The 21,304-nt window shown below is 72.2% G+C and carries 27 protein-coding genes; 13 read left to right on the forward strand and 14 right to left on the reverse strand.

Features of this window, described 5'->3' with window-relative positions:
* Positions 1–61 precede the first annotated feature (61 nt).
* Complete coding sequence (locus DEJ13_RS12935) at positions 62–721, forward strand: MOSC domain-containing protein (RefSeq protein WP_111105671.1); 660 nt, start codon at positions 62–64, stop codon at positions 719–721.
* On the opposite strand, the gene DEJ13_RS12940 is transcribed toward DEJ13_RS12935, so the two are convergent.
* From DEJ13_RS12940 to DEJ13_RS12965, 6 genes are all read right to left on the reverse strand, one after another.
* A complete protein-coding gene (locus tag DEJ13_RS12940) occupies positions 705–1,433 on the reverse strand; it encodes an ASCH domain-containing protein (RefSeq protein WP_111105672.1) in 729 nt (242 codons plus the stop codon). The genes DEJ13_RS12935 and DEJ13_RS12940 overlap by 17 nt on opposite strands.
* A 57-nt stretch (positions 1,434–1,490) precedes the next feature.
* The gene (locus DEJ13_RS12945) at positions 1,491–1,871 is read right to left on the reverse strand and encodes an MmcQ/YjbR family DNA-binding protein (protein ID WP_111105673.1); all 381 of its coding nucleotides are present in this window, start codon (positions 1,869–1,871) and stop codon (positions 1,491–1,493) included.
* Between the two features lie 20 nt (positions 1,872–1,891).
* Complete coding sequence (gene epsC, locus DEJ13_RS12950) at positions 1,892–2,473, reverse strand: serine O-acetyltransferase EpsC (protein ID WP_258373973.1); 582 nt, start codon at positions 2,471–2,473, stop codon at positions 1,892–1,894.
* On the reverse strand, positions 2,470–3,408 hold the full coding sequence (cysK, locus tag DEJ13_RS12955; protein WP_056119174.1) for a cysteine synthase A: 939 nt from the start codon (positions 3,406–3,408) through the stop codon (positions 2,470–2,472). The genes epsC and cysK overlap by 4 nt, the downstream gene beginning before the upstream one ends.
* A 136-nt stretch (positions 3,409–3,544) precedes the next feature.
* Entirely contained in the window at positions 3,545–3,742 is a 198-nt protein-coding gene (locus tag DEJ13_RS12960; RefSeq protein ID WP_235515392.1) for a hypothetical protein, read from the reverse strand.
* A 71-nt stretch (positions 3,743–3,813) separates the two neighbouring features.
* On the reverse strand, positions 3,814–4,029 hold the full coding sequence (locus tag DEJ13_RS12965) for a DUF1016 N-terminal domain-containing protein (protein ID WP_258373974.1): 216 nt from the start codon (positions 4,027–4,029) through the stop codon (positions 3,814–3,816).
* 217 nt (positions 4,030–4,246) lie between these two features.
* On the opposite strand from DEJ13_RS12965, the gene DEJ13_RS12970 reads away from it, so the two are divergent.
* Positions 4,247–4,921 (forward strand): DUF899 family protein, encoded by a 675-nt coding sequence (locus DEJ13_RS12970; protein WP_111105865.1) that lies wholly within the window; start codon positions 4,247–4,249, stop codon positions 4,919–4,921.
* A gap of 44 nt (positions 4,922–4,965) precedes the next feature.
* Here DEJ13_RS12970 and DEJ13_RS12975 read toward each other — a convergent pair whose 3' ends face one another.
* On the reverse strand, positions 4,966–5,994 hold the full coding sequence (locus DEJ13_RS12975; protein ID WP_111105675.1) for a dipeptidase: 1,029 nt from the start codon (positions 5,992–5,994) through the stop codon (positions 4,966–4,968).
* A gap of 10 nt (positions 5,995–6,004) precedes the next feature.
* The gene (locus DEJ13_RS12980) at positions 6,005–7,060 is read right to left on the reverse strand and encodes a YeiH family protein (RefSeq protein WP_111105676.1); all 1,056 of its coding nucleotides are present in this window, start codon (positions 7,058–7,060) and stop codon (positions 6,005–6,007) included.
* A 32-nt stretch (positions 7,061–7,092) separates the two neighbouring features.
* Here DEJ13_RS12980 and DEJ13_RS12985 point away from each other — a divergent pair, with 32 nt between their 5' ends.
* The gene (locus DEJ13_RS12985) at positions 7,093–7,548 is read left to right on the forward strand and encodes an SRPBCC family protein (protein ID WP_111105677.1); all 456 of its coding nucleotides are present in this window, start codon (positions 7,093–7,095) and stop codon (positions 7,546–7,548) included.
* A 216-nt stretch (positions 7,549–7,764) separates the two neighbouring features.
* A complete protein-coding gene (locus DEJ13_RS12990) occupies positions 7,765–9,033 on the forward strand; it encodes an ice-binding family protein (RefSeq protein WP_181436914.1) in 1,269 nt (422 codons plus the stop codon).
* Positions 9,034–9,093: 60 nt separating this feature from the next.
* On the opposite strand, the gene DEJ13_RS12995 is transcribed toward DEJ13_RS12990, so the two are convergent.
* Positions 9,094–9,753, reverse strand: coding sequence for an RNA polymerase sigma factor (locus DEJ13_RS12995; RefSeq protein WP_111105679.1), 660 nt, complete (start codon positions 9,751–9,753; stop codon positions 9,094–9,096).
* Positions 9,754–9,975: 222 nt separating this feature from the next.
* Here DEJ13_RS12995 and DEJ13_RS13000 point away from each other — a divergent pair, with 222 nt between their 5' ends.
* Positions 9,976–12,147 (forward strand): phosphocholine-specific phospholipase C, encoded by a 2,172-nt coding sequence (locus DEJ13_RS13000; protein ID WP_111105680.1) that lies wholly within the window; start codon positions 9,976–9,978, stop codon positions 12,145–12,147.
* Positions 12,148–12,309: 162 nt separating this feature from the next.
* Here DEJ13_RS13000 and DEJ13_RS13005 read toward each other — a convergent pair whose 3' ends face one another.
* Positions 12,310–13,176, reverse strand: coding sequence for an SDR family oxidoreductase (locus DEJ13_RS13005; protein ID WP_111105681.1), 867 nt, complete (start codon positions 13,174–13,176; stop codon positions 12,310–12,312).
* A gap of 222 nt (positions 13,177–13,398) precedes the next feature.
* Between DEJ13_RS13005 and DEJ13_RS13010 the strand changes: the two genes are divergently transcribed.
* Both DEJ13_RS13010 and aqpZ read left to right on the forward strand, forming a co-directional pair.
* Positions 13,399–13,860, forward strand: coding sequence for an Asp23/Gls24 family envelope stress response protein (locus DEJ13_RS13010; protein ID WP_056119203.1), 462 nt, complete (start codon positions 13,399–13,401; stop codon positions 13,858–13,860).
* Positions 13,857–14,648 (forward strand): aquaporin Z, encoded by a 792-nt coding sequence (aqpZ, locus tag DEJ13_RS13015; protein ID WP_082517719.1) that lies wholly within the window; start codon positions 13,857–13,859, stop codon positions 14,646–14,648. Before DEJ13_RS13010 ends, aqpZ begins: the two co-directional genes overlap by 4 nt.
* Before the next feature lie 102 nt (positions 14,649–14,750).
* Here aqpZ and DEJ13_RS13020 read toward each other — a convergent pair whose 3' ends face one another.
* From DEJ13_RS13020 to DEJ13_RS13030, 3 genes are all read right to left on the reverse strand, one after another.
* Positions 14,751–15,347: a TetR/AcrR family transcriptional regulator gene (locus DEJ13_RS13020; protein WP_056119206.1), complete on the reverse strand. Its 597-nt coding sequence runs from the start codon at positions 15,345–15,347 to the stop codon at positions 14,751–14,753.
* A gap of 64 nt (positions 15,348–15,411) precedes the next feature.
* Complete coding sequence (locus DEJ13_RS13025) at positions 15,412–15,570, reverse strand: hypothetical protein (protein WP_156463473.1); 159 nt, start codon at positions 15,568–15,570, stop codon at positions 15,412–15,414.
* Positions 15,571–15,648: 78 nt separating this feature from the next.
* Positions 15,649–15,867: a hypothetical protein gene (locus DEJ13_RS13030; protein WP_056119209.1), complete on the reverse strand. Its 219-nt coding sequence runs from the start codon at positions 15,865–15,867 to the stop codon at positions 15,649–15,651.
* A 256-nt stretch (positions 15,868–16,123) separates the two neighbouring features.
* Here DEJ13_RS13030 and DEJ13_RS13035 point away from each other — a divergent pair, with 256 nt between their 5' ends.
* Positions 16,124–17,071, forward strand: a complete 948-nt coding sequence (locus tag DEJ13_RS13035; RefSeq protein ID WP_111105682.1) for an AraC family transcriptional regulator — start codon at positions 16,124–16,126, stop codon at positions 17,069–17,071.
* Positions 17,072–17,113: 42 nt separating this feature from the next.
* Here DEJ13_RS13035 and DEJ13_RS13040 read toward each other — a convergent pair whose 3' ends face one another.
* Positions 17,114–18,355: an FAD-dependent monooxygenase gene (locus DEJ13_RS13040; protein WP_111105683.1), complete on the reverse strand. Its 1,242-nt coding sequence runs from the start codon at positions 18,353–18,355 to the stop codon at positions 17,114–17,116.
* 38 nt (positions 18,356–18,393) lie between these two features.
* Here DEJ13_RS13040 and DEJ13_RS13045 point away from each other — a divergent pair, with 38 nt between their 5' ends.
* The 5 genes from DEJ13_RS13045 (at position 18,394) to DEJ13_RS13065 (ending at position 21,297) form a co-directional block, all read left to right on the forward strand.
* Positions 18,394–18,900: a MarR family winged helix-turn-helix transcriptional regulator gene (locus tag DEJ13_RS13045; RefSeq protein ID WP_111105684.1), complete on the forward strand. Its 507-nt coding sequence runs from the start codon at positions 18,394–18,396 to the stop codon at positions 18,898–18,900.
* Between the two features lie 66 nt (positions 18,901–18,966).
* The gene (locus DEJ13_RS13050) at positions 18,967–19,740 is read left to right on the forward strand and encodes an SGNH/GDSL hydrolase family protein (RefSeq protein WP_111105685.1); all 774 of its coding nucleotides are present in this window, start codon (positions 18,967–18,969) and stop codon (positions 19,738–19,740) included.
* A 134-nt stretch (positions 19,741–19,874) separates the two neighbouring features.
* Positions 19,875–20,447 carry a VOC family protein gene (locus DEJ13_RS13055; protein WP_111105686.1) on the forward strand — a complete coding sequence of 191 codons (573 nt, stop codon included), beginning with the start codon at positions 19,875–19,877 and terminating at the stop codon, positions 20,445–20,447.
* Between the two features lie 136 nt (positions 20,448–20,583).
* Positions 20,584–21,015 carry an Hsp20/alpha crystallin family protein gene (locus DEJ13_RS13060; RefSeq protein WP_111105687.1) on the forward strand — a complete coding sequence of 144 codons (432 nt, stop codon included), beginning with the start codon at positions 20,584–20,586 and terminating at the stop codon, positions 21,013–21,015.
* 30 nt (positions 21,016–21,045) lie between these two features.
* On the forward strand, positions 21,046–21,297 hold the full coding sequence (locus DEJ13_RS13065; protein WP_146245146.1) for a hypothetical protein: 252 nt from the start codon (positions 21,046–21,048) through the stop codon (positions 21,295–21,297).
* Positions 21,298–21,304: the final 7 nt, after the last annotated feature.

A 21,304-nucleotide genomic window follows, 5' to 3' on the forward strand; every position in this document is an offset into this window, starting at 1 on the left:
TCACGGGCGCCAGCGAACTGCCAGGTTCCGCTCGGCGGCCTCCGTGGGGCAGGCTGGGCGCATGTCGCTCGTCACCGCCGTCTGCCGCGTCGACCGCCTGCTGCCCGACCGCGGCACGATCGGGGTCACCGCGATCGACAAGCGTCCGGTCGACGGCCCGGTCCGCGTCCGTCCGCTCGGGCTGCACGCCGACGTGCAGGCCGACCGCAAGCACCACGGCGGCGAGGACCAGGCCGTGTACGCCTACGCCGACGAGGACGCCGCCGTCTTCGCCGCGATGCTCGACCGGCCGATCGCACCCGGACTGTTCGGCGAGAACCTCCGCACGAGCGGCATCGACGTCACCGGAGCGGTCACCGGGGAGCGCTGGCGGGTCGGCGACACCCTCGTGCTCGAGGTCACGATCCCGCGCATCCCGTGCGGCACCTTCGCCCGCCGGATGGACGTCGACAAGTGGGTCAAGCGGTTCGCTGCGGAGGGCCGCCCCGGCGCCTACCTGCGCGTCGTGAAGTCCGGGCCGGTCGCCGCTGGTGACCCGGTCGTCGTCGTCGACCGTCCCGAGCACGGGGTCACGATCGGTGAGCTCTTCTCCGGGGTGACGCCTGAACGCGCCCAGGCGGTGCTCGACGAGGCCGATGGGCGGGCGCTCGCGCCGAAGGTCCTGCGTGAGGTCACGAAGGCGCTCTCCCGGCGGTCGGCGGACGTCACCCCCGCAGGCTGAACCGCGCGACCTCGACCACGTCGTCGTCGGCCAGTCCTGGGTAGTGCCCGCGGAGCCCGTCCCGCAGTGCCGCCACCGACCCGACGTCCTCGTCGCGGGCGTCCTGTTCGTCGATCTCCGCGACGCGCTTGCGGGTCACCGACGTGACCACTGCGGGGACGGCGTCGAAGCCCTCGGCGTGCTCGTCCTCAAACGCGAACGTCGTGGGTCCGGCACCCTGCGGGTCGTCGAACCGAATCGTCGCGGTCTTCCGCCCCGCCAGCACGGCGTCGCGGTACCGACCCGCGAACCGGACGACCCGTGGCGCCGGCGCGTCCGGCCAGCGGTACGAGCGCGGCAGCAGGCTGCGCACCGGGACGCTCTCCGGCTCCGCGCCGATGCCGGGGACCAGCACGAGGGCCTGCGGGTGCAGGTCGAGCAGGACCTGGCGGCACCGGCCGCACGGGGCGAGGACGCCGCGTCCGCCGTCCCCGACCGCGACGATCGACATCACCGGGTCGTCCGACACGGCTGCGGCCGCGCCGAGCACGGCCAGTTCGGCGCAGGGGCCACCGGTGAAGTGGAACACGTTCGCTGCGACGTGCACTCGGCCGGAGAGGTCCATCGCCGCAGCCGCCACCGTGTGGGTCGCGTCGCCCGCACGGCTCCCGCCGAGTCGGGCCGCGGCGGTCGTCGCCGCGTCGAGGATGATCGAGTCGGTGCGCCACAGCATGGGCCCAGCCTGCCAGGTGTCAGCGACGCAGCGGCGGACCAGGCGTCGTGGTCGCGGTCAGTCGCCGCGCCCGCGGGTCGGGTCCAGCGGGCGCTTCGCTCGCGGGAGCCCGGCGACGACGAGGTCGTACGCGTTCGCCACCAGGTCCTCGACGAGGGTCTCGTCGATGCCGTCCCCGGGCGCCAGCGTGATCCAGTGCCGCTTGTTCATGTGCCACCCGGGCGTGATCTCGTCGTGGTCCCGCACCAGGGCCGCGCCGTGCGGCGGCGCGCACTTCAGGTTGACGATCGGCACGCCCCGCAGCTCCGAGGTCATCACGAACATCTTGCCGACGACCTTGTAGACGAACGCGCCCTCGCCGAATGGCTGTGTCTCCTCGACCGCCGGCAGGCCCGTCGCCGTGCGGACCGCGATCTCGTGCAGCGCTGCTCCGTCCATCGCCCCAGCATGCCCGACGGTCACAGCGCCGGGACGCCCTCGCCGCCGGAGCGTGGACGGGCGGTTCCGGCGACACCGGTGACGACCGACCCGGCCGGGACGTCCTTGGTGACGACCGTGTTCGCGCCGACGACCGAGTCCGCACCGACCGTGATCGCCCCGATCAGCGCCGACCCGGCACCGAGCACGACCCGGTCCCCCACGGTCGGGTGCCGCTTCGCACCGGGTCCGTGCGCCCCACCGCGTCCGCCCAGCGTCACGCCGTGGAACACCAGGACGTCGTCCCCGACCACCGCGGTCTCGCCGATCACGACACCCATGCCGTGGTCGATGAAGAACCGTCGCCCGATGCGGGCGCCCGGGTGGATCTCGATCCCGGTCAGGGCGCGAGCGGTCTGCGCGACGACCCGCGCCGCGAACCGGGAGCCGGGCAGGTCACGGGCGATCCAGAGCCGATGCGCCACCCGGTGCGCCCAGATGGCGTGCAACCCGGAGTAGACCACCGCGTTCTCGAGGTCACCGCGGGCAGCGGGATCTCCCCGGCGTGCTGCGGCGAGGTCCTCTCGCACCGTCCGCAGCACGCCGTGACGGCGATGGGTCACGCAGTGAGTCCCTCGAAGAGCACCGTCGACAGGTACCGCTCGCCGGTGTCGCAGACGATCGCGACGATGCGCTTGCCGGCGTTCTCGGGCCGGGCGGCGATCTCGATCGCGGCGTGGATGATCGCGCCGGAGGAGATCCCCGCCAGGATGCCCTCGTCCGTCGCGAGCGCACGGGCGACCCGCAGCGCGTCGTCGAGCTCGACGTCGAAGACCTCGTCGATCACGGAGCGGTCGAGCACCTCGGGGATGAAGTTCGCACCGATGCCCGCGATCTTGTGCGGCCCCGCCTTGCCCTCGGTCAACAGGGGCGAGTCCTTCGGCTCGACCGCGACGATCTGCACGCCGGGCACGCGCTCCTTGAGGACCTGGCCCACGCCGGTGATGGTCCCACCGGTGCCGACGCCCGCGATGAACACGTCGACGTGCTCCTCGGTGTCGCGGAGGATCTCTTCGGCCGTCGTGCGACGGTGGATCGCGGCGTTCGCGGCCGTCTCGAACTGGTGCGCCAGGATCGCGCCGGGCGTCTCGTCGACGATGGCGGCGGCTCGTGACACGGCTCCCTGCATGCCCTCGCCACCCGGGGTCAGGACGATCTCGGCACCGTAGGCACGCATCACGGCGCGACGCTCGACGCTCATCGTCTCGGGCATCGTGACGATGACCCGGTACCCGCGAGCGGCTCCGACGAGTGCGAGGGCGATGCCGGTGTTGCCGGACGAGCCCTCGACGATCGTGCCGCCGGGCTTGAGGTCGCCGGACTGCTCGGCCGCGTCGATGATCGCGACGCCGAGACGGTCCTTCACGCTGGCACCGGGGTTGTAGAACTCGAGCTTCGCCAGGATCTCGGCGCCGCCCTCGACGGGCAGTCGGTTCAGCCGCACGAGCGGGGTGTTGCCGAAGGCCTGCGAGATGTTGTCGTAGATGGTGCCGGTCATCCGTTCCGTCCTCACGTTCGGTCGCCCGCGATCCGACGTGGAGGCGCGGCGTGCGCTGCGATCCTAGCCACCGGACCCGACGTGGCCCTGTCGATGACGCGAGCGGCTCGCGGGAGCCGCACCGGCCTGCGGTCCGTCAGCCGACGCTCGCGTCGAGTGCGCGCCGCAGGTCGGCTTCGGACGGCAGCGCTCGCTGCAGTTCGGGCGGGAGGAGGTCGTAGCGGGCGACGCCGACGGGCGCCGCGGATGAGCCGAGTGCGTACCGGACCACGGCGTCGCTCTTCCCCGTCACCAGCAGCAGTCCCACGGTCTCGGCATGTGTCGAGAGCCGCATGCGGTCGTCCACGACGGTGACGTAGAACGAGAGCTGTGTCCCCAGGGCAATTGGTCAACAGCCTGTTGACCTCATGACGATTCTTCAGGCCACGCAGCTGCGAGCTGCCGCATGTCCTTCAGGTTCGTCGCCGAGAACCCCTTCACGTCCGGGAAGGCCCGACGGAGATCGCCCGCCAGGCGGGGCAGCACACCGCTCCCCCAACGCCCACGAGCCGACCGTTCGAGCAAGACGGAACCGATGGACCAGGAGAGGTGGATGAGTTGCGCGTTCGCGGCGAGTTGCACACGGCTCCGCGCGGCGCGGACCCTCGTGCTGATGAGCTCGAGCGTCTCGCCGTAGTCAGTCGGCAGGGGTGATCGTCGGCCATCGTCCGAGCCTGCCCCGCGCAGCCGACGAGGACTGCATCGCCGGTATGCACGTCAGGCGCGATCACGATCGTCCCGCCGCGGGCACGATCCGCCCGACGCGAGTACCTTGCGCGGCAACGACGAGGAGGTCGCCATGCCCTGGACAGCACACCCCGACGCCGCTCCGCCGGTGGTCGACCGCAGCGCGTTCGACCAGGCGCTCGCAGCGCAGGTCGACGCCGAGAAGGAACTCACCCGACACGGCGACCGTGTGTCGGCCGCACGACGTCGGCTGCCGATGGTGCGGGTCGAGGACTACGCGTTCACCGGACCCGATGGCCCCGTCCACCTGTCCGAGCTCTTCGGCGACCGGTACCTGCTGCTCGTGCAGAACGTGATGTTCGCCCCGAGCTGGGACGAGGGGTGCCCGAGCTGCACGTGGGCCGTCGACAACCTCCCCGCGGACATGGGCCGTCTGGACGACGAGGGCATCGCCTTCGCGATGATCTCGCAGGCACCGGTCGAGAAGCTCGACGCCTGGAAACGTGCGCGCGGGTGGCCGCACACCTGGGTGTCCTCGGGCGCGACCAGCTACCACGACGACTGGGGCTGGACGGTCCAGGACGACGACGGAGCGGACTTCCCCCTGCCCGGGTACTCGTACTACCTGCTGCGGGACGGCGTGCCGTACCTGACGTACGCGACGAGTGCCCGCGGGACCGAGGCGATCCTGCCGGTGGCGCACATCATGGACCGAACGGTGTACGGGCGGCAGCAGGACTGGGAGGACAGCCCCGCGGGGTGGCCGCAGTACCCGACCTACGGCTGAACACCGGCACGGAACCCCCGGCGAGCCGACCCCGTCGCGACGTGCTACCGGACGAACACCGAGCGCGCGAAGCGCTCGTCCGTCGCCTCGAGCACGCGCAGGACGTTGCCGCCAGCGAGTGCCTCGAGGTCGGTCGCACCCCATCCGCGCCGCTCGAGCTCGGCCGCCAGCACGGGGTACCGCGACACGTCGCGCAGGTCCGGCGGCAGCACCGGTGTGCCGTCGTAGTCCCCACCGAGGCCGATGTGCCGGACCCCGGCGACCTCCCGTGCGTGCTCGACGTGGTCCGCGACGTCGGACACCGTCACGAGCGGCCCGTCGCCGACCGATCCCGCTGCCTCCCAGTCCGCCCACGCCCGCGAGACGAACTTCGGGACGAACGTGACCATCACGACGCCGCCGTTGTCGGCCAGTCGTGCGAGCACGTCGTCGGGGACATTGCGCGGATGGTCGTTGACGGCGATCGTCGACGAGTGGCTGAAGACCACCGGACTGGTCGCGACGTCGAGGGTGTCGCGCATGGTCGCCGGCGCCGTGTGGGACAGGTCCACGAGCATGCCGATGCGCTCCATCTCGGCGACGACCTGCCGCCCCCGGTCGGTCAGACCCCCGTGGGCCCGATCCCCCGTCGCCGAGTCCGCCCACGGGGTGTCGTCGTTGTGCGTCAGCGTCATGTAGCGCACCCCGAGCCGGGCGAAGTCGCGGAGCACTGCCAGGTCGTCGCCGATCGAGTGCCCGCCCTCGGCGCCGAGGAGCGACGCGATCCGGCCGGCGCCCGTCGCGGCCCGGACCTCGGCGGCGGTGCGGGCGAGTGCGAGGTCGTCCGGGTACCGCTCGACCATCCGGTGCACGACGTCGATCTGCTGCAGCGTCGTGCGAACCGGGTCCGGGTCGTCGGCGGGCACGAACACCGACCAGAACTGCCCGATCACACCGCCCGCACGGAGCTTCGGCATGTCGGTGTGCAGCGAGTCCTGCTCGGTGTCGATGCCCTCGACGCCGGAGTCGTGGGACTCGCGCCGCTCCCAGGGCAGGTCGTTGTGGCCGTCGATCACCGGGAAGGGAAGCGTCATGCCATCGACGCTACAACGCGCCCGTCAGCGCCATGAGCCCCAGGCTCGAGCCGGTCACGACGAGCCAGAGCACCAGGCCGAGCACGAGGGGGCGGAAACCCGCGCGACGGAACCCGGCGATGTCCGTGGACAGGCCGATCGCGCTGAGGGCCACCGTGATCAGGAACGCCGCGACGGTCGAGATCACCGGGTGGACCGGTCCGGGCAGGACGCCGGTGGAGTTCACGGCCGCGGCGATGACGAACCCGGTCAGGAACCAGGGGACGAGCCGGGACACGCGACGGACGGTCCAGCGCTGCCGCGGCGTCGCAGACGCACCGGTGTCGCCGGCGGCGAGTCGCGCGGCGGCTTCGTCGCGCCGGCCGACCAGCCACGCCAGCCCGAGCACGATCGGGATGATCATGAGCGTCCGGACGAGCTTCACCACGACGGCGAAGTTCGCTGCCTGGGTGCCGTAGGTGCTCGCGGCCGCCACGACCGAGGACGTGTCGTTCACGGCGGTCCCGGCGAACAGCCCGAACGCGTGCTGGCTCATCCCGAGCGCATGGCCGACGACGGGGAAGACGATGACGGCCGCCACGTTGAACAGGAAGATCGTCGAGACGGCGTAGGCGACCTCGACCGACACGGCGCCGATCACGGGCGTCACCGCGGCGATCGCCGACGCGCCGCAGATGCCGGTCCCGACACCGATGAGCGTGCGCAGGTTGCCGACGACGCCGAGCAGCCGGCCGACACCCCACGCCGCGAGCAGGCACACCACGAGGGTGCCGAGCATGACCGGCAGCGACTCGACGCCGACGCGGGCGACCTCGAGCAGCGACAGCTGCGCGCCGAGCAGCACCACGGCGAGCTGCAGCACGAACTTGCTGGCCGTCGTGATGCCCGGCTTGAGCGCGTCCGAGGGGCGACGCACCATCCCGATCACCGCACCGAGCACCACGCCGCTGACCGGCGCGCCGACGACGGGCAGGAACCGGCCGATGACCGTGGCGACCACGGCGATGCCGGTCGCGAGTGCGAGACCGGGGGCGAGCCTCCTGGCCGTTTCCGTCGTCGATGTCACGGGACCATCCTGCCCTGCGCCAGGATCGGACCATGACGGTTTCGTTCCGGGTCGTGACCGAGCTCGACACCACCCCCGAGCGCGCCTTCGCGCTCTCGCTCGACATCGGCGCGCACGAGCAGTCGATGGCCGCCAGCGGCGAGCGTGCGGTGAGCGGCACGACGTCGGGCACCATCGGTCTGGGCGAGACGGTCATCTGGCGTGCTCGGCACCTCGGTGTGGTCTGGCGCATGACCTCGCAGATCACCGCATCGGAGGCGCCGCACCGGTTCGTCGACGAACAGGTGCGTGGACCGTTCGCCCGGTTCCACCACGAACACCGGTTCGAGCCGTCGGCGCGCGGCACACGGATGGTCGACACCATCACGTTCCGCGCGCCCCTCGGGCCGCTCGGGCGCCTGGCCGAGGTCCTCGTGCTCGGGCGGTACATGCCGCACCTCATCCGGCAGCGGAACGCGTTCCTGGCCGAGCAGGCGCGCGCGCACTGAGCGCACCCGCGGTGCTCGGGGCACCGGCGTCCTCGGCCCGCACGACCGCGGGCGATCGGGGTACACGCGTGTGTCGGCATGCCGTACCCCCGGAACCCCCAAACGACCGGGATCCTGCAGAACACCCCCGATCAGGCGCACACTCGCCACACCGGAGATCACGTGCGTGTCATCGATGCCCACACTGTGCCTCTCCAGATCAGACAGGCGCCTCGAATGGCCACGTCCCGTTTCCTCCGCCCCACGCTGATCGCCGTCACCGGCATCGGACTCGCCGCAGCGATGGCCCTGGCCTCCGGTTCCGCAGCGTCAGCGGCCACGGTCATCTCGGGGCCGGTGGACCTCGGGACCGCCGCGACCTACGGCGTCCTCGGCGCCAGCGCCGTCACGAACACCGGGCCGACCGTGGTGAACGGCGACCTCGGCGTCTCGCCGGAGTCGTCGATCACCGGGTTCGGGGGCGCGCCGAACGGCAGGGTGACCGGCACCACGCACCAGACGGATGCCGAAGCCGCCCAGGCGCAGCTGGACACCACGACCGCGTACAACGTGGCCGCGTCGCTCAGCCCCAAGCGGACCGGGCTCACCGAGCTGAACGGCCTGTCGTTGTCGCCGGGGGTGTACTCCGGGCCCACGCTGCAGCTGGCCAACAACGGCGCGCTGACCCTGGCCGGCAGCGCCGACTCCGTGTGGGTGTTCCAGGCCGCCTCGACCCTGACCGTCGGGTCCGGCACCCGGATCACGATCACCGGTGGCGCGAGCTCGTGCAACGTCTTCTGGCAGGTCGGCAGCTCCGCGACGATCGGGACCAAGGCCCGGTTCCAGGGCACCGTCCTGGCGAACCAGTCGATCACCGCGACGACCGGCGCCACCGTGGCCGGACGACTCCTCGCGAACAACGCCGCCGTCACGCTCGACTCGAACGTGATCACCGCGTCGAAGGGCTGCCCCGCACCGGGGTCGACCTCCGAGACCACCGGCCCCACCATCACCCCGGGCACCCCGGGCGACGGCACCGCCGGTCAGCCCTACTCGTACACGGTGACCGCGACCGGCACCCCGACGCCGACCTACAGCGCCGCGGGACTGCCCACGGGGCTGACCATCAACGGCACCACCGGCGTCATCTCCGGTACGCCGACCACACCGGGGACGACGACCGCGACGGTGACCGCGTCCAACGGCACGGGGCCGGACGCGACGACCACCGTGTCGATCACCGTGCAGCCAGGCGCGGGCACCGTGACGCCGGCGCCCACGGCCACACCGACGGCAACGCCTACCGCTCCGGCCACCACGCCGACGACCCCGGGCACGACACCGACACCGACACCGGCCGCCGGTCGTGGCGGCAACCGGCCCACCGGTGAACTCGCGTTCACCGGCACCGACCCGACCCTGCCCCTGGGCATCGCCGGGGCGCTCCTCGCCGGAGGCATCGCCCTCGCGGTCGTCACACACCGTCGTCGGGCACGCAGGGTCTGACCCAACGAGTCCCCGGCCCGTGCTGCTCAGGGCCACGCCGCCGGGCACCCGGCGACGCGGTCACCGCCAGGGCGCGAGCTCCCGGTCGACCACCACGCGTGCCCGTGCCAACTGGCCACGCACGGTCGAGACCGGCACGTCGAGTTCGAGCGCGATCGCCTCGTAGCTGTGGCGCTCGAGGTGTCGCAGCTCCCAGCAGCGACGTTGCAGGGACGGCATGGCGTCCAGCACACGCTGCGCCGCCACGACGAGGGACGCCCGTTCCGCCACGGCCGCCGGGGCACGGTCGGTGGAGGCCGGCATCGAGTCGTCCAGCCCGGTCCGGCGCTGCGCCACGGAGCCCCGAAGCCGGTCGTAGCTGCGGCGTCGGACCGTCGTCAGGAGCCAGCTCGTGACGGCGGCACCGTCCGCCATGGCGCCCAGGTGCGTCCAGGCCGCGATGAAGGTCTCCTGCACCACGTCGTCCGCGTCGCTGGAGCTCCGCAGGATCCCGAGCGCGGTCGCACGGAGCAGTCCGGCGTTGCGCCGCACGATCTGCGCGAGCGCACGGTGGTCGCCTGCCGATGCACGGCGGACGAGCGTCCGGTCGGCGTCGCCAGCCGCGACACGGCTGAGGGCCACCGCAGGAGCGACCGCGCGCAGTCGCGCGGCAGGCCGGACGGGAGGGTCGGCGAACGTGAGCGGACCGACGAACGTTCGGTAGGGGACGGTGGTGAGCATGCGGGATCCGATCCTGGTGAGGCTGGTTGCGGATCCTTCGGAGTCACCGACGCCTGAGGTGGGGACAAGCGTGTCCCCAACAGAGGGGACACGCGACTGAGCGGCGACCCACGAGGACTCTCACGGGCGCGTCACGATTCCGTCACGTGGTCGCCACACCCGGTTCAGCACCCGTGACTGTCCTGGTCGAACGACGTCCCGTCCTCGACCGGAAGGCCCACCATGAGCACCTCGAAGCCCGAACGCGGCGCACCCGCTGGCATCCGGGTCGCCGCTCCGCCACTGGCACCGAGCGCGACCCACCCGAACACGGTGCGGCCCGGACTGAGCCGCCGCAGCCTGCTCCTCGGCGGAGCAGCGGCCATCGGCGCCGGGGTCGCCGCCGGCGCCGCGTTCGGCCGAGGTGCAGCGCCAGCCGCCGCCGCGACCGCCCGCAGGACCGGGACCGTGCGCGACGTGCGGCACGTGGTGGTGTTGATGCAGGAGAACCGGTCGTTCGACCACTACCACGGCACGATGCCCGGGGTCCGCGGCTTCTCCGACAAGCAGGCGCTCGAGCTGCCGTCCGGGCAGGACGTCTTCCACCAGCCGGCGCCGGGCAGGACGGACGGTGGTGTCATGCTGCCGTTCCGGCTCGACACGACGAAGTACAACGCACAGAACGCCGGGGGTCTCGACCACTCGTGGGCCGGCGGCCACACGGCGTGGGACGGCGGTGCGTGGGACCGCTGGGTCGACGCGAAGAGCGCGCAGACGATGGGGTTCTTCACCGAGGAGGACATCCCCTACCAGCGCGCACTCGCTCGCGCGTTCACCATCTGCGACGACTACCACTGCTCCGTGAACGGGCCGACGACGCCGAACCGCCTGTACCAGTGGAGTGCGACGATCGACGCCGCCGGCGGACAGGGCGGTCCCGCGACGGACAACCCCGCGGACTACGAACCGGTCTTCCGCTGGGGCACCTACGGCGAACGGTTGTCGGGTGCGGGGGTGTCCTGGAAGACCTACGCCAACGACGAGGTCGGCGACAGCGGGAGCGACCCGTACGTCGGCGACTACGGCGACAACCCGCTGTGGCTGTTCCAGCAGTACCACGACGCGCTCGCCTCGACGGACCCGTCCCGCAGACAGCTCGCCGCGGACGCCGGGCTGCACGACGGCTGGAAGCCCAACTCCGGCAAGGGCCTCGACGTCGGCCACCTGCTGCACGACTTCGGACAGGACTGCGCGACGAACTCGCTCCCGACCGTCTCGTACGTCGTCGCCCCGTACGGATGGAGCGAGCACCCGGCAGCCAGTCCGGACTACGGCGCGCACTTCACGAACGCGGTGGTGCAGGCGCTGTTCAGCAACCCCGAGACCTGGGCGTCGACGGTGCTGCTCGTCAACTACGACGAGAACGACGGCTACTTCGACCACGTCGTCCCGCCCTTCCCCGAACCCGGCACGCCGGACGAGTACGTCGACGGCCTGCCGGTGGGCATGGGCGCCCGCGTCCCGATGACCGTGGTGTCACCGTGGAGCCGCGGCGGGTGGATCGACTCGCAGGTCGCCGACCACACCTCGGTGATCCGGTTCCTCGAACACGTGACCGGTGTGACGGAGCCGAACATCTCCGCGTGGCGCCGGACCGTCTCCGGCGACCTGCTCAGCTGCTTCGACTTCACCGCGCCCGACACCACCGTGCCCGGGACCGACGTCGTCCCGGACCTGCAGCAGACCGCCGCGCTCGTCGCCGCCGCGGACGCCGACGCGGCGAAGCCGCCCATCCAGCAGCCGGCGCCGGGCGCGCAGGTGATGCCGGTGCAGGAGACCGGCGCCGTCCGCCGACGTCCGCTCCCCTACCGCCAGCGCGCGGACGTCGCCGTCGACCGGACGTCGGGCGTGGTCACGGTGGTCATGGGCAACGACGGGTCGCAGGGGCTGTCCCACCTCGTGTACCCGAACTCTGGCCTGCCGTTCCGCGCCGTCCCGCACACGCTCGCCGCCGGTGCAGAGCAGCGGTGGACCTGGGAGACGACCCAGACGGCGGGGACCTACGACGTCAGCGTCTACGGGCCCGACCGGTTCCTGCGACGGTTCGCCGGCCAGGTGGTGCCCGGCGTGCGCACCGACGTGCCCCTCCCGCACGCGTCCGTGGAGCAACTGGCCGGCCGCCAGCCACGGCTGCGCATCGTGCTCGAGAACGCCGGACGGCCCGAGGTGCGGTTCCGGGTCGCAGCCAACGACTTCGTGACGCACGGAGCCACTGCCACCGCGGGCCACGGGGGCAGGACCGCCGTCGATTGGCCGCTCGACGCGTGGGGGTACTACGACGTCATCGTCACCGCGGACGCCGTGCCCGGGTTCCGCTACCGCTTCGCCGGCCGCGTCGGCGGCCCGCGGAGCTGACCGCGACGGACCGAGCGGGACGCGGGCCGAGTCCTGTCCAGGGGTCCTCTGGATCGCGTCAGTCACTGACACGATCCAGAGGACCCAGCGGACGACCTCGCCCGGCGGGCCGGCCGTGCCCCGGTCTCGGCGACGACCTGGGCGCGGCGGACAGGCCGGCACCTACAACCCGAACCCTCCGTCCGACGTCAGCACCTGCCCGACCACCCAGCTGCCGCTCGACGTGGCCAACCACCCGATCAGCTCGGCCGGGTCCTGCGGCGTCCCCACCCGCCCGAACGGCGTGCTCGCGACGTACGCGTCCAGGTCCTCCAGCGATCGGTCGGTCGTCTCCGGGTCCATGTAGCCGGTGTTGACCGGACCGGGGTTGATCGTGTTGAGCACGATGCCGAGCTCCAGCAGCTCGGCGGCCACCGTCGCGGTGACCCCCGCGAGGGCGGCCTTGCTGGCGGCGTAGGCCACCTCGCCGCGCATCGCGCCGTGGATCTGCCCCGACGTCATCCAGAAGACGTGACCCTGGGCCTCGGCGTACGGCCCGGCTCCCGCGATCCGGTCACCCGGACGTCGGGGTCCGTCGCTGGCGGGCGCGCGACGACGGGCGAACTCCGCGGTGAGCAGCATCGTCGCTCGGGTGTTGACCTCCCAGAAGGCGCTGAGCCGCTCCGGCGTCATGTCGAGGATGCTGCCGTCGTCGCCGCTCTTCGCGTGGTTGCAGACCAGCACGTCGACCTGCCCGGTGAGCGCAGCCGCCGCCGAGAGCACGTCGGGCACGGACGACGGATCGCGCAGGTCGGCCGACACGTCCGCGAACCGGGCGCCGTCGACCAGGACGTCGCGGATGCCGTCGCGGACCGCGTCCAGGTCGTCACCGCCCCACGGCAGGTCCAGGTCGTGCGGTCGGTGGTGGTGGATGACGACGTCCGCGCCGAGTACGGCCAGCTTGCGGGCGACGGCGAACCCGATGCCGCGGCGCCGCGAGACGCCGGTGACGAGGGCGGTCTTGCCGTGCAGGGGAAGGAGTGCGGACATGGTGGACCTCTCGGACGTGCGCCGGGGATCGGCGCGCAGGTGTGGTCGGAGACGGTTCAGCGGCACTGCATGACCAGCACACTACCGACGTCGACGCAGGAGTGCACCCGCAACCGGCGAGCCGATTCCCGCGGGTGTGTGACTTCCGTCGGGTTCACCCCGTCTCACTGGTGAACAGCAACCGCCGGGAACGCCCGGCGGGAACACGAGAGGAAACGACACATGGCTGACACCACGACCACCACCCCGGCGACCACCGCCGCTGCCACGCGCAGCGGCCAGCACGCGGGCGCGAACGGCGTCTCCGGCGCGACGAAGATCGAGGACACCGTCGTCGAGAAGGTCGCCGGCATCGCCGCCCGCGAGGTCAACGGCGTGTACTCGCTCGGATCCGGCGCGGCCCGCGCGATCGGCGCCATCCGTGACGCGATCGGCCAGCACGACCACGGCCAGGGCGTCAAGGTCGAGGTCGGCGAGAAGCAGGTCGCCGCTGACATCGTGATCGTCGCCGAGTACCCCGTGGCACTGCAGCAGGTCGCCGACGGCGTCCGCGCGTCCGTCACGCGTGCGCTCCAGCAGATCGTCGGCATGGAGGTCGCCGAGGTCAACGTCACCGTCCAGGACGTCCACATCCCCGGTGACGACGACGACAACGACGACAAGAAGGAGTCGCGCGTCGAATGACCGGTCGCAACGAGCCGGTGAGCGAGTCGACCTCCGAGCAGCGGCGTGAGGACGCCGCTGCCTGGAGTCCGCTCGCCCGGTACCTCTCCGAGTTCTTCGGGACGTTCCTGCTCGTCCTCGGCGGCGTCGGCACGGCGCTCTTCGCCGCGAACTTCCCGAGCAGCACCGACAACCAGTCGGGCGTCGGGTTCCTCGGCGTCGCGCTGGCGTTCGGCCTGACCGTGATGGCCGGCATCGCCGCCGTCGGGCACATCTCCGGCGGCCACTTCAACCCGGCGGTCACGCTCGGGCTGTTCGCCGCGGGTCGCACCGACGCGAAGCACGTCCCCGGGTACCTGGTGTCCCAGGTCCTCGGCGGCCTCGCGGGCACGAGCGTCATCGCGATCGTGCTGTCCGGCAAGCGCGGGGCCTTCGCGGCCGCGCAGGACGCCGGCTTCGCCTCGAACGGCTTCGGCGACCACAGTCCCGGCGGCTACGGCCTCGGCGCGGTGTTCCTGACCGAGGCGGTCCTGACCGGCGTCTTCGTCGCGGTGATCCTCTCGGTGACCGCGAAGCGCGAGTACCAGGCGCTGGCCCCGATCGGGATCGGCCTGACGCTGACGCTGATCCACCTCATCAGCATCCCGGTCAGCAACACCTCGGTGAACCCGGCCCGCTCGATCGCGAGCGCGGTCTACGGCGGTGCCGACCCGCTGGCGCAGCTCTGGGTGTTCATCGTCGCCCCGATCCTCGGCGGCGTCGTCGCCGGTGCGGTCGTCCGGCTGGCACGTCGGCGCGAGCGGGCGTGACGGCGGGTCGCGCGCCCTCCTGATCCGGGCGCGCGACGAGACGAACGGGAGGCCCGGTGCCAGCTGGCACCGGGCCTCCCGTTCGTCGTGTGCGCGGGGCGCTCAGAACGCGGGCCGCTCCTCGAAGACCGACATCAGCATCGCCGCGCCGAGGCGCGCGGACCGGGCCGGCTTCGCCGACCCCTGGACGGCGGACTCGACGCGGGCTCCCTCGACCAGCAGCGACAGCGTCTCGGCGATGTGGGACGGCATGTCGGCCCGTGCGCAGAGCAGGGCGAGGTGGTGCTCGACGTCGCGGAAGTGCTCCGCGGCCAGTTCGGCGATGAGCGGGTCCTGGCGGCCGAGCTCGGCGTGCCCGTTGATGAACGCGCAACCGCGCCAGCCCTCGTCCTCGAAGCACTCCTCGAGGTAGCTGAAGATGCCGAGGATCTCGTCACGCGGGTCCGGAGAGGCCTCCGCGATGTGCGCGAGCGCCCGTCGCCAGGCACCGTGCCAGCGCCGCAGGACCGCGACGACCAGGGACTGCTTGGTCGGGTAGGCCGATCGCAGTTCCGCCATGCTGAGCCCCGCGCGCACGGCGACGTCCTCCATCGTGACGGGCTGGACGCCGTGCTCGGTGAAGAGCGCGTCGGCAGCCGACGAGGCCGCGCGTTGTCGGCTCGTCTCGGGAGCGGGCGGTGTCAACGTGAGGATCGTCATCGTGGGTTCGCCTGGTCCTGGTCGCTCGGTCGTCGATCGGTGGTGTCGGTCTCGGTACCGGGGGTCACCCGGCGAAGAAGTCCGCGTAGGTGGGGTCGGCCACCGAGCCGTGGCCCAGGCGGGACCGCACGATCGCCGCGAGGTCGTCCGGCGGGGTCAGTCCCCGGCGACGCCACTCCGCCGGGTCGCGCCGGAGTTCCTCGAGCGAGCCGCGGTCACGCATCGACCCGCTCCTGTTCGGCGAGCAGCGCGGCCATGTCGATCGGCTGCGTCAGGGTCTCGTCGTACGGCGTGACGGCGCTCATGCCGAGAGCCCGAGGACGACGGCGGCCGAGGCCAGGACGGTGACCGAGACCACACCGCTGCCGATCGCGGCGAACTGCAGCGCACGGTGGCGCTGCGCGTCGCGGACCTCGCTGAACGCGCTGCGGTGGTGTGCGCGTGCCCTGATCGCGACCGCGTCGAACGCGGCCTTGGGCCCTGCGGCGGACTCGATCGGTGCTGCGGTCACGGTGCTCATGGTCCTCTTCCTCGTCGTCACGGCGGGGTGCCGTCGGTGTCGATCAGAACCTACGAGTCGGCGCGACGCGTGTCCGGCGGGGTCGGCGGACGTCTCGGATCCCGGACGTCCGGACGCCCCGGACAGCCGGATTCCGGACATCACCCCGCGGGTCGGTCGTGTCCGCGATGCGCGGGCACCCGGGAGATGAGCGCTTCCCGGACAGCAGCCGTGCCAGGGACCCGGCCGTCCGGCACAGTCGGTCACACGATGCTCCATGACTGACGACCGCGCGCGCGTGCACGACGACACCCGGTCCAGCGACATCGAGCAGGCGCGCGACTTCCTGATCGGTGCCTACGACGCCGACGAGTGGCGTGCCGAGACGACCACACAGCCGTTCGACTTCCGGTACTCCGCCGTCGGCGACTCGGCGATGACCCTCCGCGCGATCCGGTTCGACGGGCACCTCGAGGGTGTCATGGTCCCGACGACGGACTTCGTCGTCCAGTGGGTGACCCGTGGCTCGGGCTCGATCGGCGAGGGAGATGCCCGCATCGTCAGCGAGGTCGGTCGGCCGCAGCTCTGGCCGCAGCACGGAGCGACCTTCACCTACCGCGACTACGACCAGCGCCTCGTGCAGGTCAACCGCTCCGCACTCGTCGAGCTCGCCGGCGAGCGCGGGGTCGAGGCCGGGCAGGTGCACCTCGACCACACCATCCGCCCCGACGACCGCGCGATGCAGATCTGGAGGAACACGGTCTCCCTGATCTCGCACACGGTCATGGACCACAAGGCATCGCCGCTGCTGCAGGCCGAGATGGGACGGCTCGGCGCGCTCGCGCTGCTCGAGCTCTACCCGCTCGTGACGGCGTCGCTCCCCGGCGAACTGCTCCTCCCTCGCAACGCGCACATCCGACGCGCGGTCGAGTACGTCCACGAGCACGCCCACCGTCCGATCACGAGCACCGACCTGGCCGAGGTGGCCGCGCTCAGCCTGCGCGCCCTGCAGCAGGCCTTCCAGCGCCAGCTCGGCGTCAGCCCCAACGGCTACATCCGCCAGGTGCGACTCGACCGGGTGCGCGATGCCCTGCTGCAGGGCGACCCGACGACGACGAGCATCGCGGACGTCGCGCGGACCTGGGGCTTCGCGCACGCCGGGCGGTTCTCGGCCGCCTACCTGGAGCGGCACGGCGAGTACCCCCGGGCAACGCTCCGGCGCTGACCGGCAGTCTGCCGTGACGGTCGACGGCCGTCACGGCGACCGTCAGACCGCGTGGGCGACGATCGGCGGCAGCGGGACGTCGGAGTCGGCCACCCGGGTGAGCTTCGCAGCCACGGGTCGGAACAGCGCCGACGTCAGCACCTTGTCGGCGACGCCGCGGGCCGCCAGACCCAGGCGGGACTGCGGGTAGGCGAAGTGGACGATGCCCCTCGGGATGCCCTGGATCCGGTCGACCAACGGACGCATCCACCGGTCGAACGCCCCGAACGCCGCGTCCAGGTCCCGCCGGCTCGGTCGTCCGGGGCCACGGGCGGACAGGGTCGCGGCGAGCACGTACCCGCTCGTCAGGGCGAGCGAGGCACCGCCGCCGCCCATCGGCGTCACGCACCACGCCGCGTCCCCGATCGCGACGACGCGTCCCCGGTGCCACCGCCGCATCCGGATCTGGGTGAGTTCGTCCAGGTACACGTCGTCCGACACGGCGAGGCCGTCGAGCACCCGCTCGGACTCCCAGCCGGCACCGGCGTACCGGCGACGCAGCGCCGCCACGGCCTCGTCGCGCTGCACGCCGGTCAGCCCGTCGCCACCCGCGTACGCCAGGATGGCCCGCGTCGTGCCGTACGGGTCGGGGCGCAGGTGCACCTGTCGGCCACCCACCGCGTTGTACCAGCGCCACCGGTCGTCGTCCGTCGGGGTGCGCGGGATCGTCCCGAACACCATGGTCACGCCCAGGTCGCGCGCGTCGACGTCGTCGTCCGGGAACACCAGGTCCCGCGTCCGCGACCGCACGCCCTCCGCGATGACGAGCAGGTCAGCGTGCAGGACCCGTCCGGTGCCGGTGGTCACCGTGACACGGTCCGCGTCGGCACCGTCGGCCGCTTCCCCGGCCGTGTCCTGGACCTCGTCGATCGTCTCCCCGTAGACCAGCTCCACGCCGGCGGGCAGCGCATCGAGCACCGCACGGGCGAAGTCGCCGCGCAGGACCTCGAGTTCGGCGGTCGCCCCGTCCGGACCGTCCGAGGGCAGCTCCGCCCGGACCCGGCCGTCCCGGTCGACGAGCACCGTGCCGGTCTCGGTGGTGTTCACGGCGCGGATCGCCGGCACGAGCCCCATCCGGTCGAGGACCTCGCGGGCGACCCCGCGCACGTCGACGTTCTGTCCGCCGTCACGGAACGCGGGTGCCCGTTCGATCACGGTCACGTCCCATCCGGTGTGCCGGAGCCACCAGGCGGCCGACAGACCTGCGATGCTCGCCCCGGAGATCACTGCATGTGGTTTTGTCATGCTTTACAGTAAAGCGACTTTGCAGCAAAGGAACCTGGATGACCGAGATCGACCCCCTGACCCACCCGTGGGCCGAGGACCAGGTCGCCGCGATGCACCGCCTGCGCGACTGGGCGGTGACCTTCGTGGAGCTGAACCACCACCTGTCGTCCTGGATGGCACTGCCGGTGTCGGACGCGAACGCCCTGGGGCAGGTCATCTGGGCCGAGGCCGACGGCTCCCCCCTGTCGCCCGCGTCGCTCGCGCGGCGGATCGGGATGACGAGCGGCGCCACCTCGATCCTGCTCGACCGCCTCGAGACGGCCGGGCACGTGGAGCGGCACCGCGAGAGCACCGACCGCCGGCGCATCACCCTGCGTGCGACGGGGACTGCCCGTGCCGAGAGCCAGCGGTTCCTGGCGTTCGCGGGCACCGAGATCGCGGCCACCGTGCAGGAGACCCCGACCGAGGACCTCGAGGCCGTCATCCGGTTCCTCGACCGGATGACCGCGGCAGCGACCGCGGCGAACACGCGGCTGGTCCAGCGCGCGACCGCCGGTCACTGAGACCCAGACCACTGACAGCACCCGCCGACCAGGATCATGCACAGGGATGTGCACGATGATGGCGGCATGGACTCCATCCGCTACGTCGCGATCGGCGACAGCTTCTCCGAGGGCATCGGCGACACCGGCGACGGCACGACCGCCGGTACCCCGACGCTCCCCGGGTGGACCGGCCGCCTGGCGACCGGCATCGCCGCACTCCACCCCGGCGCCACCGTGTCCTACGCCAACCTCGCCGTCCGCGGTCGACTGCTCGCCGGGGTCCTGGACGGACAGCTCGACGCGGCGCTCGCCCTCGACCCGGCCCCGACGCTCCTGACCTTCTGCGCGGGTGGCAACGACCTGCTGCGTCCGGCCTTCGACCCCGCCGTGCTCATCGGGCCCCTCGAGGCCGCCGTCGAACGCGTGCTGGCGCGCGGCATCCGGTTCGCACTGCTGAGCCCCGCCGACCCGAGCGCCCGCCTGCCGCTCGGGTCGCTCATCAACCGCCGCGGTGATGCCTGGGCCGATGCCCTCGAGGGCCTGGCCCGACGCCACGACCTGCCCTTCGTCGACGTGTCACGCGACCGGCACCTGGGCCGTGCGGAGTTCTGGTCGGATGACCGCCTGCACATGAACGCCGCGGGGCACCAGCGCGTGGCCGACCTCGCGCTGCACGCGATCGAGGCTGGCCCCCTCCCCGCGGAACCGGCGGACGCCCGGACGGCGAAGGCGCGCCTGCCCGAGGAGCTCCGCTACTACCGCGACCACGTGCTCCCCTGGGTCGGTCGACGCGTGACCCGCCGCTCGTCGGGCGACGGCCGGTCGGCGACCTTCCCCGCGTGGACACCGGTGGTCTGAGCACCCCCTCAGAGAGTGGTGAACACGCAGGATCAGCGCGGTTCCCCGCACGTCCCGACGGCCCCGGTTGCCGCTGGACGGACCAGCCGGTGCACTGGACGGGTCCATGCCAGCCGACGTCAGGGGAGACGGCCATGACGACCTTCGCACCGCGCGCATCATCGACTGCCGCAGCAGTCGCTTCCGGATCCGGGTCCGTCGTCCGCGGCGTCGACCACATCGGGCTCACTGTCCCCGACATCGACCAGGCGACCGACTTCTTCGTCGACGGGTTCGACGCCGTCGCCCTGTACGACCGGTTCCTCCGCAGCGAACCCGTGCGCGGCGACCTCGACGTGCAGCGACGCCTCGGCATCCCACACACGATGGCGCAGGGCGCGCTCCGCATGCTCGCGCTGCCGAACGGTCCCGGGCTCGAGCTGTTCGAGTACCACGGGCGCGGCCAACGGGCGGCGGCACGGCCGAGCGACCTCGGCTGGCAGCACGTCGCGTTCTACGTGGACGACCTCGACCGGGCACTCGCCCGCGTCGAGGCCATCGGCGGGCACCGGTATGCCGACCCGCGTGACCTCGGGGGCAACGAGAGCGGCGCCGGCAACCGCTTCGTGTACGTCGGTACCCCGTGGGGATCGACATTGGAGCTCATCACCTACCCGACCCCGCAGGAGGCCGAGATGGGTGCGCCGCGTCGGAAGTGGCGGGTCTGAGGCGTTCCGAGCAAGCTCGAAGCGACGTTCCAGCGCCTTTCGAGGAACTGGATCCGTGACGGAGTTACCTTCTGATCGTGCCCGGTGACGAACCCCGGACACCACAACTCGACATCAGGAAGGAGACATCTCCACCATGGCTGTGACGTTCGATCCTCTCTCGGAACTCGACCGCCTGACCGGCGCCCTGCTGGGTGGCCGTCAGACGCTCAGGCCGATGCCGGTCGACCTGCACCGCGACGGCGACCAGTACATGCTCAACGCCGACCTGCCCGGCATCGACCCGGGCTCCGTCGACATCAACGTCGACGGGCAGCTCCTGACGATCCGCGCCGAGCGCACCGCCCCGACCCAGACCGACGGCGGCGGGTGGCTGCTCCGGGAACGCCCGCACGGCTCCTACCTCCGCCAGTTCAGTCTGGGCGAAGGCGTCGACTCCGACGGCATCTCCGCGCACTACGACAACGGTGTGCTCTCCCTCGTGATCCCGGTCACCCCGAAGGCGAAGCCCAGGAAGATCGAGGTCACGAGCGGCGCACCGACCGACCAGCAGGCCCTCGCCGGCTGATCCCACGACCAGGGAGCGACCGTGGAGCTCGTGGCAGCAGTGCAGCCGCCCGAGGTCGACGACGAGCTGCTGCGGGACGTCGAGTCCGTCATCGTCGACGCGCTCTTCGCGGACGTCGTCCGCGGCGGGTGGCGGACGACGACGGGACTCGCGCCCCGGCCGACACCGGCGGACGGCTCCGTCCGACGCGGTGACGGTGCGCAGCCGTCACGACCCGTGCGGCCTGGTGACGACTCGTCGGCGGACCGGTGGGCGAGGTCGCCCCCGGCGCAGCGGACGTGAGGACGGA

This window comes from Curtobacterium sp. MCLR17_007, from assembly GCF_003234655.2.
In the GTDB taxonomy this organism is placed as follows: domain Bacteria; phylum Actinomycetota; class Actinomycetes; order Actinomycetales; family Microbacteriaceae; genus Curtobacterium.

Bases quoted from the DNA above. Each gene is read 5' to 3' on its own strand.
- DEJ13_RS12935 (WP_111105671.1), top strand. From the start codon at position 62: ATGTCGCTCGTCACCGCCGTCTGCCGCGTCGACCGCCTGCTGCCCGAC.
- DEJ13_RS12940 (WP_111105672.1), bottom strand. From the start codon at position 1,433: ATGCTGTGGCGCACCGACTCGATCATCCTCGACGCGGCGACGACCGCC.
- DEJ13_RS12945 (WP_111105673.1), bottom strand. From the start codon at position 1,871: ATGGACGGAGCAGCGCTGCACGAGATCGCGGTCCGCACGGCGACGGGC.
- cysK (WP_056119174.1), bottom strand. From the start codon at position 3,408: ATGACCGGCACCATCTACGACAACATCTCGCAGGCCTTCGGCAACACC.
- DEJ13_RS12960 (WP_235515392.1), bottom strand. From the start codon at position 3,742: ATGCGGCTCTCGACACATGCCGAGACCGTGGGACTGCTGCTGGTGACG.
- DEJ13_RS12970 (WP_111105865.1), top strand. From the start codon at position 4,247: ATGCCCTGGACAGCACACCCCGACGCCGCTCCGCCGGTGGTCGACCGC.
- DEJ13_RS12975 (WP_111105675.1), bottom strand. From the start codon at position 5,994: ATGACGCTTCCCTTCCCGGTGATCGACGGCCACAACGACCTGCCCTGG.
- DEJ13_RS12985 (WP_111105677.1), top strand. From the start codon at position 7,093: ATGACGGTTTCGTTCCGGGTCGTGACCGAGCTCGACACCACCCCCGAG.
- DEJ13_RS12990 (WP_181436914.1), top strand. From the start codon at position 7,765: ATGGCCACGTCCCGTTTCCTCCGCCCCACGCTGATCGCCGTCACCGGC.
- DEJ13_RS12995 (WP_111105679.1), bottom strand. From the start codon at position 9,753: ATGCTCACCACCGTCCCCTACCGAACGTTCGTCGGTCCGCTCACGTTC.
- DEJ13_RS13000 (WP_111105680.1), top strand. From the start codon at position 9,976: ATGAGCACCTCGAAGCCCGAACGCGGCGCACCCGCTGGCATCCGGGTC.
- DEJ13_RS13005 (WP_111105681.1), bottom strand. From the start codon at position 13,176: ATGTCCGCACTCCTTCCCCTGCACGGCAAGACCGCCCTCGTCACCGGC.
- DEJ13_RS13010 (WP_056119203.1), top strand. From the start codon at position 13,399: ATGGCTGACACCACGACCACCACCCCGGCGACCACCGCCGCTGCCACG.
- aqpZ (WP_082517719.1), top strand. From the start codon at position 13,857: ATGACCGGTCGCAACGAGCCGGTGAGCGAGTCGACCTCCGAGCAGCGG.
- DEJ13_RS13020 (WP_056119206.1), bottom strand. From the start codon at position 15,347: ATGACGATCCTCACGTTGACACCGCCCGCTCCCGAGACGAGCCGACAA.
- DEJ13_RS13025 (WP_156463473.1), bottom strand. From the start codon at position 15,570: ATGCGTGACCGCGGCTCGCTCGAGGAACTCCGGCGCGACCCGGCGGAG.
- DEJ13_RS13030 (WP_056119209.1), bottom strand. From the start codon at position 15,867: ATGAGCACCGTGACCGCAGCACCGATCGAGTCCGCCGCAGGGCCCAAG.
- DEJ13_RS13035 (WP_111105682.1), top strand. From the start codon at position 16,124: ATGACTGACGACCGCGCGCGCGTGCACGACGACACCCGGTCCAGCGAC.
- DEJ13_RS13040 (WP_111105683.1), bottom strand. From the start codon at position 18,355: ATGACAAAACCACATGCAGTGATCTCCGGGGCGAGCATCGCAGGTCTG.
- DEJ13_RS13045 (WP_111105684.1), top strand. From the start codon at position 18,394: ATGACCGAGATCGACCCCCTGACCCACCCGTGGGCCGAGGACCAGGTC.
- DEJ13_RS13050 (WP_111105685.1), top strand. From the start codon at position 18,967: ATGGACTCCATCCGCTACGTCGCGATCGGCGACAGCTTCTCCGAGGGC.
- DEJ13_RS13055 (WP_111105686.1), top strand. From the start codon at position 19,875: ATGACGACCTTCGCACCGCGCGCATCATCGACTGCCGCAGCAGTCGCT.
- DEJ13_RS13060 (WP_111105687.1), top strand. From the start codon at position 20,584: ATGGCTGTGACGTTCGATCCTCTCTCGGAACTCGACCGCCTGACCGGC.